Here is a 17,939-nt window from a genome sequence, read left to right as displayed (position 1 = left end):
GGTTACAGCCGACGACACCGATGGGCATCGAGGAGCAGGTCCGGAGTCTCGTGAGCACCGCGCTCGCCGAGCTGGCGACGGCGGGGGAGCTCCCCGCGGCCGTCACGACCGCCGCGTTCTCCGTCGAGCGCCCCAAGCGCGCCGAGCATGGCGACCTCGCCACCAACGCGCCGCTCGCCATCCAGAAGCTCGCCGGCCGCCCCCCGCGCGACCTCGCCGAGCTGCTCGCCGACCGCCTCCGCCAGCTCCCCGCGATCCGCGCCGTCGACATCGCCGGCCCTGGCTTCCTCAACTTCCGCCTCGACCCCTCCCTGTTCCACCGCGTCCTCGGCGAGATCCTCGACGCCGGCCCTGGCTATGGCCGCGCCCCCGCCGCGACCGGCGAGCGCGTGCTCCTCGAGTTCGTCAGCGCCAACCCCACCGGCCCCCTGCTCATCTCCCACGGCCGTGGCGCCATCCTCGGCGACGCCGTGGGCGCGCTCCTCGAAGCCACGGGCCACCGGGTCACCCGCGAGTACTACATCAACGACTTCGGCAACCAGATCCGCCTCCTCGGCGCGTCGGTGCGCGCCGCCCTCGCAGGCAGCGCCCCGCCCGAGGGAGGCTACGCCGCCGACTACGTGCGCGAGCTAGGCACCTGGATCCGCGACAACGACCCCGCCGCGCTCACCGACCCCGACCCTGCGACCCTCTCCCGCGTCGCCGTCGCCCGCATGCTCGACGGCATCCCCGGCTCCCGCACCTTGCCTGGCATCCGCCGCACCCTCGCCGAGCTGCGCATCCGCCACGACGTCTGGTTCTCCGAGGAGAGCCTCCACCGCTGGGGCCGCGTCCGCGCCGCCCTCGGACAGCTCGCGCAGGGCGGCCACCTCGAAGAGCGCGACGGCGCCCTCTTCTTCAAGAGCGAGGCCGCCGGCGACGACAAGGACCGCGTCGTCCGCAAGCAGGACGGCGCCACCACCTACTTCGCGAGCGACATCGCCTACCACGCCGACAAGCTGGCCCGCGGCTACGACCGACTCCTCGTCGTCCTCGGCGCCGACCACCACGGCTACACCGCCCGCGTGCGTGGCGCCCTGCGCGCCCTCGGACTCCCCAGCGAGCGCTTCGAGGTCCTGCTCTACCAGCTCGTCAACCTCCTGCGCGACGGCAAGCCCTACAAGCTCGGCAAGCGCCTCGGCAACCTGATCACCATCGAGGAGGTCGTCGAGGAGATCGACCAGGCCGCAGGCCGCCCCGGCGCCGGCGCCGACGCCCTGCGCTACTTCTACCTCTCGCGCCGCAGCGACAACACCATCGACCTCGACCTCGAAGTCGCCAAGAAGGCCTCGCTCGACAACCCCGTGTTCTACCTCCAGTACGGCTATGTGCGCGTCTGCTCCGTGCTCCGGCGCGCCAGCGCGCGGATGGATCTCACCCCGCCCCGCTGGACCGACGCGCTCGCTGCCAAGCTCACCCACCCCGACGAGCTTGCCATCGTCGCGCGGCTCGGGCGCTTCCCTGCCGTGCTCGCAGAGGCCGCCGCGCTGCGCGAGCCTCACCGCATCCTTTTCTACCTCCAGGAGCTCTCCCAGGCCTTCCAGAGCTACTGGACCCGCCTCAGGGGCGAGGGCGACGCCATCCTCCCCACCTGGACCGTGACGGCTGAAGCAGGATGGGAAGCCCGCTGGGACCGCGACAAGACCCTCGCGCGCCTCGCCTGGGTCGAAGCCATCCGCACGGTGTACGCCGCAGGCCTCCGCCTCGCCGGCATCACCGCGCTCGAACGCATGGACAGGCGCGACCCCGCCGAGCAGGGCAGGGGAGCGCTCCCGCCCGACACGCCTGACACGCCCGCGGGCACCGACCCGGCCGCGCGTGACGACGGGCACAACGACGAGACTGACGACGAGGACCTGACCGAGACCACGAGGAATCAATGAGCCGCAGAGCAGACATCGTGGACCCTGGCGCAATCCGCAACCTCGACCAGATCCAGGAGACCGAAGCCGAGCCCAGACCTTCCCGCGCCGGCGCCCTGGTGCTCGCCTCCCTGGGCGGCGCCTGCATCGTCTTCGCCGCGGTCGCGCTCCTGCGCGCCCCCTCGAGCGCGCGCCCCGTCCCTGCCGACCCCCTCGGCGATCTCGTCGCCCGCACCCACCCTGCCGGGCAGAAGATCGACCGCAAGCCGGGCATCGGACAGGACGTCACCTTCCCGAGCACCCTCTCCGACGCCCAGAACCCCACCACGGCCCTCGAAGCCGTGCGCGAGAAGCCCAAGGCGGCCCCGGATCTCCCGTTCCCGCTCCCCCCTGGCGCACCCACCGAGCCCCCGCCGGCCACCGACAAGCTCCCCGTCGTGGCCCTGCCCGCGCAGGTCATGCTCGAGCCGGTCACCTCCTCCAAGGACGCCCTGACCACCATGGCGCGCCACGTCTCCCGCGAGGAGGGCCAGGAGGTCGCCGTCGGCGCCGCCGGCAGCTACCAGCTCCAGGTCAGCTCCTTCAAGGACCAGCCCGACGCCGAGAAGTTCGCCGCCGCCCTCCGCCGCCGCGGCCACCACGCCTACGTCGAGCCCGCCTACGTCAAGGGCCGCGGCCTCTGGCACCGCGTCCGCATCGGCCCCTTCAAGCACAAGCACTCCGCCGTGATCTACCGCCAGGAATTCGAGGCCAAGGAGCGCATCGTCACCTTCATCATCGACCCCCCCAAGACCACCGTGAAGGTCCGCGAGACCCAGGACGACGACGTATGAAGAAGCCATGAGCATCGCAGGCAAGGTCGTCGCGATCACCGGCGCGAGCAGCGGCATCGGCGAGGCCACGGCGCGCCTCCTCGCCGAGCGCGGCGCCAAGGTCGTCCTCGGCGCGCGCGGACTGGAGCGCCTCCAGGCCGTCGCCGCCCGCATCGCGGAGGCTTCCGGCGACGTCGCCTGCGCGAGCATCGACGTGAGCCGGCGCGCCGACCTCGCCGCCCTCGTCAAGCTAGCCTGCGACCGGTACGGCAGGCTCGACGTTCTCGTCAGCAACGCCGGGATCATGCCCGTCTCCCGCCTCGACGAGCTGCGCGTCGAGGACTGGGAGGCGATGGTCGACATCAACCTCAAGGGCGTCCTCTACGGCATCGCGGCAGCGCTCCCTGTCTTTCGCGCGCAGGGCTCCGGACACTTCGTCAACGTCGCCTCCACGGCAGCCCACCGCATCGTGCCGACCATGGCGGTCTACTGCGGCACGAAGTTCGCCGTGCGCGCCATCTCCGAGGGGCTGCGCCAAGAGGCGGGCGACAAGCTGCGCGTGACCGTCATTTCACCCGGCTTCACCCGGACCAATTTCGCCGATGGCGTGACCAGCCCCGAGGTGAAAGCCCAGCTCTCCGCCTCCGCGGACAAGCTCGGGATGCCACCCGAGGCCGTCGCCCGCGCCATCGCGTTCGCGGTCGAGCAGCCCGCCGACGTGGATGTGGGCGAGATCATCGTCCGTCCCACCGCGCAGGGATGACTCGCGCTCGTCCCGTTGGGTCACCCGCTCCGCCCGATGGCGCGGGTGCCCTGGCCTCCTTGGACCCCTCCGCTCATCTCTGCGCCCGCAGCCTCGCCCCCACCGCCTGCTGATCGCGGAGAAACGTTCCCCGCGCCGCGAGCGGCAGCATCCGCTGACCACCCACAGCCTCGTGAACGAACCGTGCTTGCCAGAGCGTCACAGAAGGGCATGCCCTCCGACCACCTGTTGATGAGAGCGAGCCGCGGCATGGTTTCCTGTGGCAGGATAGCCCGAATGTCTGAAGCCTCTGGGGAATGCCTCCCATGAAGTTCACCCGTCTTGTCCTGGAGAACTGGCGCAACTTCAAGCGGGTGGACGTCCCGCTCCACAACCGCGCTTTCCTCGTGGGCCCAAATGCTTCCGGCAAGTCGAACTTTCTCGATGTCTTCCGGTTCCTTCGCGTTGTTGCAGAGAAGCAAGGTGGCGGCTTCCAGCAGGCCGTCCGTGCGCGTGGTGGCGTGTCGCAACTTCGATCGCTGTTCGCCCGCAAGAACCCAGAAGTCGTGATCGAAGTGACCATGGATCTCGGTGACGAAGAGCCATGGATGTACAGGCTGGAGTTCACGCAAGACAATCAGCGACGGCCGCTCATCAAGCGTGAACGGGTGACTCATGGGAGGAAGCTGCTCGTGGATCGGCCTGACGCGGACGATGAGGATGACCAGAACCGCCTCACGCAGACCTTCCTGGAGCAGGTGAATGCCAACAAGTCTTTCCGGAGCGTCGTCGATTTCCTCTCCGAGGTCAGATACCTCCACATCGTTCCCCAGCTTATTCGCGAACCCGAACGGTCTGTGGGCAGGAGCGGGGACCCGTTCGGGGGCGACTTCCTGGAGCAACTTGCCAGGACTCCCAAGAAGACGCTGGAGGCGCGTCTGCGGAAAATCGAAAGCGCGCTGAAAGTAGCGGTCCCACAGCTCGACAAGCTCAAACTGGAGCGGGATGTGCGTGGCGTGCCCCACCTGCATGGGCTGCATCAGCACTGGCGGCCCAAGGCTGGCTGGCAGCAAGAGGACCAGCTCTCCGACGGGACGCTCCGCTTGCTCGGGCTGCTCTGGGTGCTGCTCGACGGAGACGCTCCCCTCTTGCTCGAGGAGCCAGAACTGTCCTTGCATACTGCCGTGGTGCGCAACATCCCGAGCATGATGGCTCGTGTGAGTCGGAAAGGCGGCCGACAGGTACTGGTGAGCACCCACTCCGTCGACATGCTCTCCGATGAAGGGATCCCATCCAGTGAGGTGCTCCTCCTGGAGCCCTCGACCGAAGGGACCAAGGTGACCGTCGCTGCTGATGTCGCATCGATTCGTGCCCTGCTCGAGAAAGGCATATCGCTCGCGGATGCAGTACTCCCGCTGACAGCGCCGAATAACGCTGTTGAGCTCTCCATGTTTCCCTCATGACGATGGACTCCGTAGCGGTGAACATCGCGGTCGAGGGCCAATCTGATGTTCCCATTGCCATGCGGCTCCTGGAACTCGTTGGCCTCCTGGCGGGCCCCCCTTACGTGAGCCGGGGCAAGGATAAGCTCGACGAGAAGCTCAATGCCTACAACCATGCCGCAAAGCACAGCAGGTGGCTGGTGCTCCGCGATCTGGACCGCGATGCACCTTGTGCGCCGGAACTCTGTCGCCAGCTCTTGCCCGCCCCGTCAGCCCATATGCACCTCCGCATCGCCGTTCGTGCTTCGGAGGCATGGCTGCTCGGTGACCAGGAAAATCTCAGTCGTTTCCTCAAAGTGGGGACCCAGCACATCCCGTCCGAACCAGATGCACTCGACAATCCCAAGCGCGCCCTGATCGACGTGGCGCGACTTTCTCGGGACCGCGCCATCAAGGAGGACATGGTTCCGCAAGAAGGCACCGGCACGTCGGTCGGCCCGGGGTATACAGCCCGGATCATCGAGTTCTCTTCCCACCACTGGGAGCCTCTCGTTGCAGCGCAGCAAAGCCCGAGTCTTCGACGCTGCATTCTCGCTCTGCAACATTGGAGCGGGGCTCGCGTCATCCGCTCAGCGGATTCCGTAGCTTCTGCCGTCAGAGGCGCCAGTAAGTCGAAGCGTCAGCCACCCGCGACTTCGGACGAGAAAAGCAGGGCGCCGAGAACACCCAAGCGGTGAAGCGCTTTCCGAGCGTGCCGTTCTCGTACCATTTTCTTCTCTCACCTCCGCGCCCGCAGCCCGGCCTCCATCGCCCGCTGATCCTCCGGGAACGTCCCCCGGGCCGCGAGCAGCAGCCCCCCGCACACCACCCACAGCCCCGCCGCCACGTTGAACGCCCCCGTGCGTCCCAGCGCCACCACCAGCGGTCCGATCAGGAACGGCCCCAGCCCCTTGCCCAGATCGTCGGCGAGGTTGAACAGCCCGAACACCGCCCCCCGCGCCTCTGGCGGGTTCACGTTCACCAGCATCGCCCGGATGTTCGCGCTCGGCAGGCTGATCACCAGACCCATCGCCGCCCCGATCACCGTCAGCATCCCCATCGGTGGCGCCCCACCCCCCGTGTGCACCGGCGCGTTGATCAGCAGCACCGTCGGCACCACCCCCGCGATCGCCGCGACCCCGCACATCAGCGGCACGAGGCGCGGATCTCGCCGGTACAGGTGATTCCCCCACAGCCCTCCCAGCAGGCTCCCCGCGATCACCGCCCCGCCCACCACCATCACCAGCCACGTCGCCGGCCCCACCCCGAGCCCCTTGTCCTGCGCGAAATAATCGTTCCAGAACGTGAACAGCATCCCCCACGGCACGCACCCCGGCAGCCCTTGCAGGAGCAGCAGCGCGTTCGTGCGCACCTTGAGCACCGCTTTCCATGACCCCACCAATGTCACGTGCCCCGGGATCGTCTCGCGCACCGCTCCAGCCTCCCCCAGCACCTCCTCCGCCTGCCCCCGCCGCGGCTCCCGCATCAGCAGCGCCACCAGCACCACCAGCAGGAAGTTCGGCGCCGCCACCAGCACGAACGGCAGCCGCCACCCGTGCACTGGCCCCACCGCCCCTGCCAGGATCTGCCCCCCCGCGATGCCTGCCCCCATCGCGAACGTCGTCACGGCCGACGCCGCCGCCCGCGCCCGTGCCGAGAAGTAGTCCCCCAGCAGCGAGTAGAGCAGCGGCAGCGCCGCCCCGAGCCCGATGCCCGTGAGCATCCGCGCCACGAACAGCTCCCCGTAGCTCCGCACGAACCCCGTCATCACGCACGGGATCTCCCCCACCAGCACCACCCCCACGAACAGCCACTTCCGCGACCACCGATCCGTCAACCACCCCGCCCCGAGCGACACCACCCCGCCCACCAGGAAGAACGCCGCCGAGAGCAGGCTCCCGAGCTTCGTGTCCCGCTCCACCGCATCGAACCCGAACTCCGCCGCGATCTGCGTCAGGTTCGGCGCCATCAGGTTCTGGTCCGCGAACAGCAGCGCCGTCACCAGCGCCAGCAGCGCCAGCACCACCCGGTCCCGTGCCGACAGCACCCTCGACGCACCACCTTGCGCGTGCAGCATCGCCGGTCAGGCTACGCCCCGAGCGCCCCGCCCGGCCACCGCTCTCGCGGTCCCTCCTGCGGCGCTTGACGCCCCTCGGGCCGCCTCACCATCCTCCTTCGATGCATGACGCGCACGACGCGCACGACGCACACGACGCGCAGCCCCCCGAGCCCTCGCGCCTCCCCTGGTGGCGGCGCGCGACCGTGTACCACGTCTACCCCCGCTCCTTCGCCGACGGGAACGGCGACGGCATCGGCGACCTCCCGGGCCTCATCGACCGCCTCGACTACCTCCGCGACCTCGGCGTCGACGCCCTCTGGCTCTCCCCCTGCTTCGCCAGCCCCCAGCGCGACTTCGGCTACGACATCGCCGACCACGACGCCATCGCCCCCGAGTTCGGCACCCTCGCCGACCTCACCCGCCTCTTCCGCGAAGCCCACGCCCGCGGCCTCAAGGTCATCCTCGACCTCGTCCTCAACCACACCTCCGACGAGCACCCCTGGTTCCGCGCCTCCCGCGACCCCGCCGATCCGCGCCGCGCCTGGTATCTCTGGCGCCCCGGCGCCCGCCCTGGCGCTCCCCCGCGCGGCGCCCCGCCCAGCAACTGGAAGGCCATGATCGGCGGCTCCGGATGGCACCACGACCCCGCAACCGACACCTGGTACTGGGCCTCGTTCCTCCCGTTCCAGCCCGACCTCAACTACCGCACCCCCGAGGTCCGCCGCGCCATGCTCGACGTCGCCGCGCGCTGGCTCGAACGCGGCGCCGACGGCTTCCGCCTCGACATCTTCAACGCCCTCTACAAGGACGCCACCTTCCGCGACAACCCCTTCTCCCCGCGGCCGCTCCCCTCCGAGCGCACCCCCGACGGCTTCTTCCAGCGCCGCCTCCACACCTCCGACCTCCCCGAGACCCTCACCTTCGCCGCCGACCTGCGCGCCGTCTGCGACAGCTTCCCTGGCCACCGCTTCCTCGTCGGCGAGGTCTTCGGCGCGCCCTCCCGCCTCCGCAGCTACCTCGGCGGCGGCAGCGCCCCTCCTGGCCTCCACACCGTCTTCAACTTCCAGACCCTGCGCACCCCCGCGAACGCGAGCGCCCTGCGCCGCCTCCTTGTCGAACTGGAGCGCGACCTCCCGTCGCCCTACCTGCCCACCTGGGTCCTCGGCAACCACGACCAGATCCGGATCATGGACCGCCTCCACGGCGACGCCGACCGCATGCGCCTCCTCGCCACCGTCCAGCTCACCGCCCGCGCCCTCCCGTTCATCTACTACGGCGAAGAGCTCGGCCTCCGCGGCCCCCCCATCCCCCTCGCCGAGGCCCTCGACCCTCTCGCTGCCCGCTACCGCTTCCTCCCCGACGCCGCGGCGCACCTCCTCACCCGCCTCGGCATCACCTTGAACCGCGACCCGAGCCGCGCCCCCATGCCCTGGACTGCCGCCCCTGGCGCCGGCTTCTCCCCCCCTGGCGTGACTCCCTGGCGTCCCCTCCACCCCGACCACCCGCGCGTCAACGTCGCGACCCAGCACGACGACCCCACCTCCCTCCTCTGGCACTACCGCCGCCTCCTTCACCTCCGCCGCGCGCACCCCGCCCTTTCCCTCGGCGCCCTCGTCCTGCGCGAAGGCCACCCCCACCCCCGTGATCTCCTCGCGTACCGCCGCCAGCACGGCACCGACGTCGTCGAGGTCTGGCTGAACGCCAGCGACACCTCGCACGGCGTCCCCCTCGGCGGCCCTCGCCGCGCCCTCCTCACCACGCATGGCGCAGGCGACGACGTGCAGCTCCTCGGCGATCACACCCTCTTCCTGCGTCCCTGGGAGGGTGTCCTCCTCGACGCTGCCGGCTGAAGCGCGAGGCGCTGCGGGTCTCGCCGAGCCCCGCGCGTGTCAGAGCGCCTCGCCGGTTGACCGAGCGCCTCGCCGGTTGACCGAGCGCCTCGCCGGTTGACGGGCGTACCCCCGCACCGTACGAGCCCGCTTCATGGGCGCCTCGAAGGCTTCTCCCCGCGCGACGAGCCCGCGCTCTACTTCCACGAAGCCTGCGCCGCGAAAGCGCGCGCCGGACACCTCGTCGACCCGGAAGAAGGCGTCCGTGAAGTCTACGCCCGCGAAGCCCGTACCCGCGAAGCCCGTACCCGCGAAGCCCGTACCCGCGAAGCCCGTACCCGCGAAGTCTACGCCCGCGAAGCCCGTACCCGCGAAGCCCGCGCTCGCGACGTCCGCGCCCGCCAGTGCCCCTGCCGGCGTCACCATCTTCCCCCCTGCGGACGTGCTCACCACCCTGCGCGCGCAGCGCGAGCGCGTGACCGTCACCATGCTCGACCCCTGGTACAACAAGGGCATCGGTGGCGAGCGCCCCGACTACCACGACTGGCTCGCCGAGGTCATCGCCGCTGCCGCGCGCATCTCGGACCACGTCTTCGTCTGGGGCTTCCCCGAGATCGTCGCCCGCCAGCTCGACCGCCTCCCCCCGACGCACCCGCTCCAGGCCTGGCTCACCTGGTATTTCAAGAACTGCCCCTCCGTCATCCGCGGCTGGCGCAGCGCCCAGAACGCCTGCCTCCACCTCGCGCGCCCCGACGCCAGGCTCTACCCCGAGCATTTCCTCAACGACGCCCAGCGCGAGAAGCAGCGCCAGGGCAAGCTCCGCTACCTCCCCGGCCCCCCGAGCGTCATCGAGGCGGCCCTCATCATCGGCTTCATCGGCCGCCGCGAGCAGCAGGGCCACCCCTCGCAGAAGCCCGAGAAGGCCATCGAGCCCCTCCTCGAGATGACCACCGTCCCTGACGACACCGTGCTCGACCCCATGTGCGGCTCCGGCACCACCGGCGCCGTCTGCCAGCGCCTCGGCCGCCGCGCCCTGCTCTGCGACATGGACGAGAAGTACGTGCAGATGACCGAGCGCCGCCTCGGCGTCACGCGCACGGGCCGGTGAGGCTCGTCGAGCTGCTTGGAACGTTCATGCTGCGTGCATCCGGAAGTGCGGAATCGCACGTGAGCATCATTCACGTGAGATAGGTGGGGGCTGCTGAGGAATGCTGAGAGTTGCCGAGGGCCACGCCCTGCGCACGTCTCGTTCGAAGCTCCGGAGCGGCTCGACCTCGTCGCTGCCGACCAGCGGGCTGGATGTATCAGCCTGCTCCAAGAGGTATCCGACATAAGCACCAGCTACGCCGCGTTCGAGCTGCCACGCTTCGATTTCCCTGCCAGGCTTCAGCACATCCAGGAATGCCTGCCACCGTCGGAGAAGATCTCGGTAAGCACTGTCTGTGACGATGGGGTCCACCTCGGCCATGAGGCGGACGTAGGTCGGTTCTCGTAGGGCCCAGTCGAGGTGCAGCTTCCCTCGTGGAGTGATCTTGAGGCGCGCGTCGGGGTCCTTGAACGCTTGGTCGGCGGGGTTGAAGGGCTCGACGATGCGCATCGTTGAAAGATAGTGCAGCGTCTCAAGGGTGGCTGCGCGTCGGACAGCAGTGGCCCGCTCGAAGAGTTCGAGAAGCTCAAAGACGGCAATGAAACCAGGGAACGGCTCGCGGTGGTTGCGATCTTCATCCTCTCGCGCGCGCAGTAGGGCGAGGATGCGTGCGGGCAAGAGAGGCGCGAAATCTGGACCGATCCAGTGGCCGAAGACATTGATCACCCGACCTGTGGGCATCGGCATGAACTGCTCGCTCTTGGGCGCGATGAGGGTGCGTAGCACCCGGCCGCGCGACAGTTTCTGCACCGTCTGCATGGTGAGCAGGCCCTCCGCGCGCACGTGTGGCGACAGTACGATCTGCTGGCACACATCGAGCACCTCACGGAGATCGTAGTTGCAGAGCTGGCCGATCCACTGCGCGATATCCTCCTGTTCCAGGAGCACAGTGCTCACCACCCGGACGAGGTCCTCGGCGCTCACCGACCAGCGCCATTGCCCACGACGACCCAGGGTCGTCTTCGTGCGTGCGGTGCCCGGCGGCGCTCCTTCGAGCAGTTTTCTGAGGTACTCACAACGATTCTTGACGACTTCCCGGACCTCTGGCCGCGGAAGCCAGAACTGCTCCGGCTGATGGTCACCGAGCTGATCACTGCCACGGCGGCGTAGCCGCCACAGAGTGGCATCCTCCATGGCTACGGTGGTCATGGCGAACATGGATAGGTGCCTCGCAACCGCCCACTCCACCACGTGTTCGGGATGCTCCAGGTGGTCGATGTTGTCCACGACAAGGCACAGCAGGCGCCCACAGGTTCGCGTGGAGAACTCGGCGTAACGGCGGAGCGCATCCTCGGGATCGCGCGCCTCTGTCTCTTGCTGGAGACGCACGAAGCCCTGACGCATCTCGGGGGAGACCTCCTGGTCGGTGAGCCCCACAAGTCTCACCTGCTGCTTCCACTCGCGATGATAGACCTCTCGAAACTGCTCCCACGACGGCCCCTCGTCCCCGAAGAGTTCCTTTCTGATCTGTTCAAGCATCCTGCGGCTGGCCAGCGCCGGGTCGAAGGGCGCGAGGTGCTCGGCATCGAGCCAGAGGAGCACCACGCGATCCCGCCTGGACATGAGCTGCAAATCGAAGAGCCGTCTGAGAAAAACGGTCTTGCCCGAGGACTTCTCGCCGAGCAGCCGTGCGATGTAGCCATCACCCGATCGGAACTCATCGATGTCTACATTCGGCGCCGTCACGGCGTCGACCTCACCCTCGACTGCGGGCTGGTAGTGATCAACTGCGCTGCGGAGCGCCGCTCCGAGCTCGTTTGCCATGCGCTCCAAACGCGAACTCGCATCGCGGCTCTCTCGTGACTCGACGAAACACGCCGCAAGAGCATTGCGATCCGTCCGAATCGGTCCGAACGCAGCGTCCATGGCCTGGCGCAGGTCATTGTGGAAATCCTTCGCCCCCTGATAATCCACCGGGCGTTCGGCTCCGGGAGGCACCACGCGTCGGGCCTGGGGAGCACGGACGAGCCCACGCACAACCACGGGCGACAGCCGGTGAAGCAGCGACCGCTGTTGAGCGCCCTCGATTCCGAAGGTCTCATAGAACAGCTCGAAGTCTTTCTCGATGTCGTCGAGACTGCGAAAGACGATGGCACTCGTGCTGTCCAGGAGCACGTTGGCCGGCCGTAGCGTGCCCAGGAAGCCGACCCACTGCTCGCCGGTCGTGACTGCCCCGAAGCATGGCATGTACTTCCCGAGGTAGGATGTCATCTGCACGTCGATGATCGGCCAACACTCTTTGAGCACCGGTCCCGTGAGTTTCAACACCTGGAAACCCGGCGTCGTGTGGAGTGGGCTCAAGAGGGGCTTGCTGCGCTTCTTGGCCTCGATCACGAACCAGCACGCACCGTCGTGATCCCGCACCACATAGTCGACCCGTCCTTCCCGCTGCCTATGCGTCGGCGCATCGTGGCTGGCTTCACCCCCAGCAGCCTCCACCGCCATGCGCTCGAGTGGCCAGCCGAGCACCCGTGTCAAAATCGGATCGATGAGATGGACCCGCGTACACGCCTCGTTGTCCGTGATGGGAAGATCATCCTCGGGCGGCAGGGTTTGCCGGATTGCCTTGAACTCTTCGTAGGCTTGGTCGACACCCATCGCTCTTCTTTGCCTTAGATGGCACTCCTCGGCTAGGGCTAGCCTGGCCTCGATGTGCCGGAGGCGCTCATGGCTCACCCGGTGGCACGGCTCGAGCTCCACGCCTCCGTGCATGATGGAGACACGGTCCGCGCTCCTGCGATGGGAGAAAGGCTCAATGCACCATGCAGTCAGCGCTGCACGAGGTCTTCAGGCACCCCTCGAACCGTACGACCGCCTCCGGGGCGGTGTGAACCTGGCCGCACAGGGCGGTGCACTCCGCGATGACCGCTTCCCGGACATCGGTCGAGGGACCAGGTGGCGCTTTCGCCATGCGACTCCGGCAGCCGAGCCGGCAACCCAGCGCCATCGCGGCGCGTGCATTGAACGCCAGCGGAGGGGAGCAGCACGACCTCAGCGCGCACGCCCCGCAAGCCTCCGGCAGCGCCCGGCTCATGGTGCAGGCTTCCCGCTCCTCCGGAGATGCCTCGGGCGCCGCGGGCACCGCGGGCACCGCGCCCTGGCCTGCCTCGCGCAGCAACGCGAGCAGCTCCTCATCAGACATCGCCCCGAGCGCGCCGTCACCTGATCCTGCGCCCGGCGGCCCTCCGGTGGGCTTCGCGGAGATGTCGACGACCGCAGGTGCCGCCGCGCCCTTGTCCTGCGCAGGATCACTGCTGCACGCCACAGCGGCGAGGCTGCACGTCACGGCGAGGTAACCGGCGACGAGGGCTCCGTTCCGGGATGGAGCGACGCGCCTCTCGCTGCCGAGCCTTCGCATTGCTCCCATGGTCGCGGAGGGGCGTCCCCGGCGCAACCGGAGGCGCGCGCCCGCGTCTCTCCCGCAGGGCGCGAGGCCTTCCGCACCGAGGCCGTTCGCTCCCGCGCGCCACCGCGTTACGCTCGCGCGCATGCCTGCCCCCCGCGCCCTCCCGCGCCGCCCCGCGCCCCTCTTCCTCGCGCCCCCGGCCCTCGCCGCAGCCCTCGCCCTCTCCGCCGGCGACGCCCTCGCGGCGGACATCGACGCCGACCCGAGCACCTACCAGGCCCTGGTGCCCACCCTCCAGCCCGGGGACACCCTGCACCTCGCGCCGGGCGAGTACCTCCAGAACCTCGTCGTCCAGGCCCTCAACGGCACCCCGGAAGCGCCCATCTCCATCACCGGACCCGAGGACAAGGGCGCCGTCCTCGTGGGCAACGGCAACGCCAACACCGTGGAGATCACGGACGCGAGCCACGTGGTCCTCAAGGACCTCACCATCGACGGCAAGAACCTCCCCAACGTCTTCGGCGTCAGCGCCAAGAACGGCAACGCCAACACCGTCCACCACATCACCATCGAGGGCTGCGTCTTCCGCGGCCACGGCGGCTCCCAGCAGACCGTCGCCATCTCCACCAAGGCGCCCACCTGGGGCTGGATCATCCGCAGGAACCTCATCGACGGCGCCGGGACCGGCATGTACCTCGGCAACTCCGACGGGCAGAGCCCCTTCGTCGAGGGCCTCATCGAGAACAACCTGATCCGGAACACCATCGGCTACGGCGCGCAGATCAAGCACCAGACCGCGTGGCCCATCAACACCGGCCTCCCCGCGACCCCCACCCGCACCATCATCCGCCACAACGTCTTCCTCAAGAACGACGCGCCGAGCCCCGACGGAGACCGCCCGAACCTCCTCGTCGGCGGCCTCCCGCCCTCTGGCCTCGGCGCCGACAACGGCTACGACATCTACGGGAACTTCTTCTTCCACAACCCCCGCGAGGCGCTCCTCCAGGCCTCGGGCAGGGTGAGCATCCACGACAACATCTTCGTCGACGCCGTGGACGCAGCCATCGTCCTCACCAACCACGAGATGCGCCCCCTCCTCCGCGCCCACGTCTACAACAACACCATCTACGGCGCCGAGCGCGGGATCCGCTTCGCCAACGCCGCAGCCGACGGCGACCTCGTGCTCGGCAACCTCATCTTCGCCGCACAGGGCCTCACCGGCCCCGTGGCGTCCGACGTCGGAAACGAGATCCACGCCCTCGCAGACGCGCCCACCGTGGTCGTCACGCCCTCGCTCACCCTCGGCCAGATGGACTTCTACCCCCTCCCCGGCAAGGCCCAGGGCGACCCGCTCGACCTGTCCCTGGTCGCCGCCGAGACCGACGCCGATCGCGACTTCAACGGCGTCTCCAAGGCCGATCACCGCTTCCGCGGCGCCTACGCGGGCGCGGGCGTGAACCGCGGCTGGCCCCTCTCCGACGACTTCAAGGAGGAGGGCGTCACCGGCGAGGGCGGCAGCTCCGGCGAGGGCGGCGGCGGCGCCACCGGCGGCTCCGGCCCAGGCACCGGAGGTGCAGGCGCCAACGCCGCCGGCAGCGAGAGCGACGAGGGCTGCGGCTGCACCGTGGCCGGCAACCGCGCAGCAAGCGATGCCTCCCTCCTCGCCTTGCTCTTCACGGGAGCCCTCCTGGCAAGGCGCCGGTACTGCGTACCCTGGATCAGGGGCCTTCGGCCCCTACGCTCCCGATGGTCGCTACCCCGGTGACTTTGCGCGAACGGCGAGCCGAGGGCCCGGGCGGCGCTAGGGATTTCGCGCCGAGGCGACTGCGCGCTCCACCTGCTCCCGCGTCCCAGGGTCCATCATCAAGCGATCCATCCAGACGCGCTCGATGCGCAAGACTGCGCCCCTGGGGAGCCTCAGCGCCTCCAGCACGGTGGCCGTCGTTCCGCGCTCGGCGGCGACAGTCAACCTGGCGTAGTCCTCCACCCCGATCACCCCCCGCTCTCTCTCGATCTGCGCCACGTAGGCCGCATCGAACCGGAGGAGGAGGGCCTCATGCCCCCTCTTCATGTCGTCCCGGATCCTGCCCTCCCAGTGAGCCTCGATGACGCCCCATCGCTCCGACGAGAGGTCATGTTCCTGGAGGAGCCGAGCCTTGTCCGCTTTGTGCTGGGCGATGCGTGCCACGAGCACGGCGCATTGCTCCACCGAGATACCCCAGGGGGCCGCGCCTGAGGGAGCCGCCAAGGCAGGCGTCACCCCCGCGTCCTGACCGCCGGACGTTGACGGCGTCCGCCGCGCCGTCTCGGGCTCCTCGTCCGGCGAAGACGCGGCGCGCACCGCCGACGCGGCTTCTCGGGCCGACCCAGGGCCCGGGACCTCCGCGGGCCGCTCGGCGGGACCAGCGGCTTCTCGGGCCGACCCAGGGCCGGGGACCTCCGCGGGCCGCTCGGCGGGACCAGCGGCCACCTTCGCTGGCCATCTCGTGAGCGGCGCGAAGGGCAGCGGCGCGAAGGGCAGCGGCGCGCTGTCTCGTGGCGTCAGCATCCCCGCGAGCGTCCCCGTCCCGATCTCCTCGCTGCGCGCGCCTGTGACCCGTCGACCCGATGGCCAGGGATCCGGAGCGCATGCAGGCAGCGGAAGGGCTGGTCTCGCGAACGGAAGGACCGGCCTTCGGTCGGCCTCGTACCTTGGCACCACCGTGATGACGCTGTCGTCTGGCGCGGCGCTCTCCTCCGCCCACGCTCCCCTCACGACCGCGCCAGGTCTCGGCATGGCCCCCGCGGGTGTCGTGAGGGGATGGCCGTCGATCCAGAACGTGACGCGCCCCGCCTCGCCCGGGTGACGCAGCCCGATCTGCCCCCGCCATACCGTGGTGCAGAGGCCTCGCACGGTGTCGATCCACAGGGTATCGGCGACGAGCGCGACCTCCTCCCGCTCGCCGGTGGCCCGATCCGCCACCGCCCTTGGCCGGATTCCCGGCAACCGCGTCACCAGCCGCGCGTGCTGCGGGTGCAGGTTCTCCAGCACGAGGCGCTCGTTCGCGCGCAGCTCGGCGAGCCGCTGATCTGGAGGCGCCACGTTGAAGTAGCCGTAGTCGAAGTGATCCGGGATGGGCCGCCCCTCCCAGCCCCCTCCTGCGAAGCTCGCCGCATGCCGAGGCAACCTCCGGGCGCGCCCGGGCCAGTGCGGCGCGATGGGCCCGTACCCCACGGGCGCGAACGTCTCCCCGCGCTGGCCGAGGTGCATCCCCGGTGGTTGCAGGTTCGGAACCCTCCGCCGTCCATGAACGTCCGGCGCCGCATCGCGCTGCATCCCCACCGGATTGCTCGTGTCCGGTCCCCCCGCGGCACGCTCCCAGGTGAGCCACATCTTCGTCTGCCACGGACCCTCGACGAGCTGGCTCGGGTACCCACGGAAGCTCCGGTCGCACCAGACCTCGATGGTTTTGTCCACCCCGCCCACCTCGCCCACCTCGCCCACCTCGCCCACCTCGCCCACCTCGCCCACCTCGCCCACCACGAGCCGGGCCCTGATGGAGCGCGCCGGCTCTCGCTGCGGCGCATAGGCGTAGCCCACCAGCACCACATCGGCGCCGGGCTTGTACGGCGCACGATCGCTCGGGATGATCACGCTGCGGCAGGGATCATCGTCCCAGTGGACGTCGGCGTGGCATGGCTCCTGCTGCTCGGTCGCGAGCACGCACACCTCGGGGCGCAGCTCGAACGTCGCCTTGCAGAGCACCGTCATCGCATACGAACGGGCTTTCGGTTGCCACTCGAACCCTGATGCCGGGAGCGCACAGATCGAAAGGACGTCCATGATGCCTCCGGGTATCGTCCGTCATTGCGGCGCATGTGCGGGCAGCTTCACGGCGAGCGGCCCCGCGCGCAGGACGACCTGATCCCGCGCGTCGACGGGCCCGATGGAGAGTGCCACGCCCTCCGTCGTTTGCACCTCTTTCGCGAGCCTCAGGCCCTCCGGGGGCACCAGGAGCAGGCCAAGCTCGAACCACGAGTCACGCGGCGAAACCACCTCCTGCGGTCGCTCTCTCCCGAACGTCGGGTAGGGCTGGTGAGGTCGCAACGGGAGCGGTATCGACAGCGTCTCCTCGAAGCCTTCTCCTGGCTTCACGGCGGTGACGAGTGGAACGACCGGGCGCTCCACGTCGATGTCTGGCGGGACCGGGACCAGCTTCTTCGAAAGGATGGCGGACGTCTCGTCCACCTCGACGTAGACCGTGTTCTTGCTGGTCTGAAAGACCAGCGTCGCGTCGATGGTGCTGAACAGACGATTGAACAGCAGTGCCGTCCGGGAAGATTCATTGCTGAAGCGATAGCGGAGGGTGAGGTGATCGCTGCGCACCTCGACGAGGCTTGCTTCGAGCTTGCAGGATGCCTGTTGCGTATCGACGGAGGCGGGCAGGGTGGTCATCATCCCTCCTGGGGTGCTGTCTGCAGTGCATGTACATCCGACGAGCACGAAGCCGAGTGCGATCGAGAGCAATCGATGGACATGGCGCACCACGCGCGCTGGTACTCCGTCTCCCAGGTTCGTCACGGGTCCTCGGCTCGGCGTTCGCGCGAAGTCACGGGTGGAGCGACCATCGGGAGCGTAGGGA

General features: G+C 69.2%; 14 protein-coding genes. 8 read left to right on the top strand and 6 right to left on the bottom strand.

Features of this window, described 5'->3' with window-relative positions; all coding sequences use genetic code 11:
- The first annotated feature begins 20 nt into the window (after positions 1-20).
- The 5 genes from argS to CAP_RS49885 all read left to right on the top strand — a co-directional run bounded on the left by argS (position 21) and on the right by CAP_RS49885 (position 5,634).
- A complete protein-coding gene (argS, locus tag CAP_RS04820) occupies positions 21-1,922 on the top strand; it encodes an arginine--tRNA ligase (RefSeq protein WP_052374181.1) in 1,902 nt (633 codons plus the stop codon).
- Positions 1,919-2,734, top strand: a complete 816-nt coding sequence (locus CAP_RS04815; RefSeq protein ID WP_044236588.1) for an SPOR domain-containing protein — start codon at positions 1,919-1,921, stop codon at positions 2,732-2,734. Before argS ends, CAP_RS04815 begins: the two co-directional genes overlap by 4 nt.
- A 7-nt stretch (positions 2,735-2,741) precedes the next feature.
- Positions 2,742-3,476: an SDR family oxidoreductase gene (locus CAP_RS04810; protein WP_044236586.1), complete on the top strand. Its 735-nt coding sequence runs from the start codon at positions 2,742-2,744 to the stop codon at positions 3,474-3,476.
- A 305-nt stretch (positions 3,477-3,781) separates the two neighbouring features.
- Complete coding sequence (locus CAP_RS04805; RefSeq protein WP_044236856.1) at positions 3,782-4,918, top strand: AAA family ATPase; 1,137 nt, start codon at positions 3,782-3,784, stop codon at positions 4,916-4,918.
- Positions 4,915-5,634 carry a hypothetical protein gene (locus CAP_RS49885; RefSeq protein ID WP_156040496.1) on the top strand — a complete coding sequence of 240 codons (720 nt, stop codon included), beginning with the start codon at positions 4,915-4,917 and terminating at the stop codon, positions 5,632-5,634. Before CAP_RS04805 ends, CAP_RS49885 begins: the two co-directional genes overlap by 4 nt.
- A 41-nt stretch (positions 5,635-5,675) precedes the next feature.
- On the opposite strand, the gene CAP_RS04800 is transcribed toward CAP_RS49885, so the two are convergent.
- Entirely contained in the window at positions 5,676-7,013 is a 1,338-nt protein-coding gene (locus tag CAP_RS04800) for an MFS transporter (protein ID WP_081864562.1), read from the bottom strand.
- Between the two features lie 101 nt (positions 7,014-7,114).
- Between CAP_RS04800 and CAP_RS04795 the strand changes: the two genes are divergently transcribed.
- Positions 7,115-8,845 (top strand): alpha-amylase family glycosyl hydrolase, encoded by a 1,731-nt coding sequence (locus CAP_RS04795; RefSeq protein WP_052374177.1) that lies wholly within the window; start codon positions 7,115-7,117, stop codon positions 8,843-8,845.
- Between the two features lie 39 nt (positions 8,846-8,884).
- Here CAP_RS04795 and CAP_RS43750 read toward each other — a convergent pair whose 3' ends face one another.
- The gene (locus tag CAP_RS43750) at positions 8,885-9,274 is read right to left on the bottom strand and encodes a pentapeptide repeat-containing protein (protein WP_156040495.1); all 390 of its coding nucleotides are present in this window, start codon (positions 9,272-9,274) and stop codon (positions 8,885-8,887) included.
- On the opposite strand from CAP_RS43750, the gene CAP_RS43745 reads away from it, so the two are divergent.
- The gene (locus CAP_RS43745; RefSeq protein ID WP_052374174.1) at positions 9,267-9,932 is read left to right on the top strand and encodes a DNA-methyltransferase; all 666 of its coding nucleotides are present in this window, start codon (positions 9,267-9,269) and stop codon (positions 9,930-9,932) included. The two genes, CAP_RS43750 and CAP_RS43745, sit on opposite strands and share 8 nt — an antisense overlap.
- 66 nt (positions 9,933-9,998) lie before the next feature.
- On the opposite strand, the gene CAP_RS04785 is transcribed toward CAP_RS43745, so the two are convergent.
- Positions 9,999-12,569, bottom strand: a complete 2,571-nt coding sequence (locus CAP_RS04785; RefSeq protein ID WP_156040494.1) for a hypothetical protein — start codon at positions 12,567-12,569, stop codon at positions 9,999-10,001.
- A gap of 154 nt (positions 12,570-12,723) precedes the next feature.
- A complete protein-coding gene (locus CAP_RS04780; RefSeq protein ID WP_044236582.1) occupies positions 12,724-13,329 on the bottom strand; it encodes a hypothetical protein in 606 nt (201 codons plus the stop codon).
- Between the two features lie 130 nt (positions 13,330-13,459).
- Between CAP_RS04780 and CAP_RS04775 the strand changes: the two genes are divergently transcribed.
- Positions 13,460-15,082 carry a right-handed parallel beta-helix repeat-containing protein gene (locus CAP_RS04775; protein ID WP_052374172.1) on the top strand — a complete coding sequence of 541 codons (1,623 nt, stop codon included), beginning with the start codon at positions 13,460-13,462 and terminating at the stop codon, positions 15,080-15,082.
- 36 nt (positions 15,083-15,118) lie between these two features.
- Here CAP_RS04775 and CAP_RS04770 read toward each other — a convergent pair whose 3' ends face one another.
- Both CAP_RS04770 and CAP_RS43740 read right to left on the bottom strand, forming a co-directional pair.
- Positions 15,119-17,140, bottom strand: coding sequence for a DUF2169 family type VI secretion system accessory protein (locus tag CAP_RS04770; RefSeq protein ID WP_081864561.1), 2,022 nt, complete (start codon positions 17,138-17,140; stop codon positions 15,119-15,121).
- 21 nt (positions 17,141-17,161) lie between these two features.
- Complete coding sequence (locus tag CAP_RS43740) at positions 17,162-17,752, bottom strand: hypothetical protein (RefSeq protein WP_197041007.1); 591 nt, start codon at positions 17,750-17,752, stop codon at positions 17,162-17,164.
- Positions 17,753-17,939 lie beyond the last annotated feature (187 nt).

Origin of the sequence: Chondromyces apiculatus DSM 436 (genome assembly GCF_000601485.1) — a bacterium.
In the GTDB taxonomy this organism is placed as follows: domain Bacteria; phylum Myxococcota_A; class Polyangia; order Polyangiales; family Polyangiaceae; genus Chondromyces; species Chondromyces apiculatus.
The sequence above is the reverse complement of the archived record's forward strand: the minus strand, read 5'-3'. Positions and strand labels throughout refer to the sequence as shown.

Coding starts and splice junctions, on each gene's coding strand:
- argS (WP_052374181.1), top strand. CDS start 21: ATGGGCATCGAGGAGCAGGTCCGGAGTCTCGTGAGCACCGCGCTCGCC.
- CAP_RS04815 (WP_044236588.1), top strand. CDS start 1,919: ATGAGCCGCAGAGCAGACATCGTGGACCCTGGCGCAATCCGCAACCTC.
- CAP_RS04810 (WP_044236586.1), top strand. CDS start 2,742: ATGAGCATCGCAGGCAAGGTCGTCGCGATCACCGGCGCGAGCAGCGGC.
- CAP_RS04805 (WP_044236856.1), top strand. CDS start 3,782: ATGAAGTTCACCCGTCTTGTCCTGGAGAACTGGCGCAACTTCAAGCGG.
- CAP_RS49885 (WP_156040496.1), top strand. CDS start 4,915: ATGACGATGGACTCCGTAGCGGTGAACATCGCGGTCGAGGGCCAATCT.
- CAP_RS04800 (WP_081864562.1), bottom strand. CDS start 7,013: ATGCTGCACGCGCAAGGTGGTGCGTCGAGGGTGCTGTCGGCACGGGAC.
- CAP_RS04795 (WP_052374177.1), top strand. CDS start 7,115: ATGCATGACGCGCACGACGCGCACGACGCACACGACGCGCAGCCCCCC.
- CAP_RS04785 (WP_156040494.1), bottom strand. CDS start 12,569: ATGGGTGTCGACCAAGCCTACGAAGAGTTCAAGGCAATCCGGCAAACC.
- CAP_RS04780 (WP_044236582.1), bottom strand. CDS start 13,329: ATGCGAAGGCTCGGCAGCGAGAGGCGCGTCGCTCCATCCCGGAACGGA.
- CAP_RS04775 (WP_052374172.1), top strand. CDS start 13,460: ATGCCTGCCCCCCGCGCCCTCCCGCGCCGCCCCGCGCCCCTCTTCCTC.
- CAP_RS04770 (WP_081864561.1), bottom strand. CDS start 17,140: ATGGACGTCCTTTCGATCTGTGCGCTCCCGGCATCAGGGTTCGAGTGG.
- CAP_RS43740 (WP_197041007.1), bottom strand. CDS start 17,752: ATGACCACCCTGCCCGCCTCCGTCGATACGCAACAGGCATCCTGCAAG.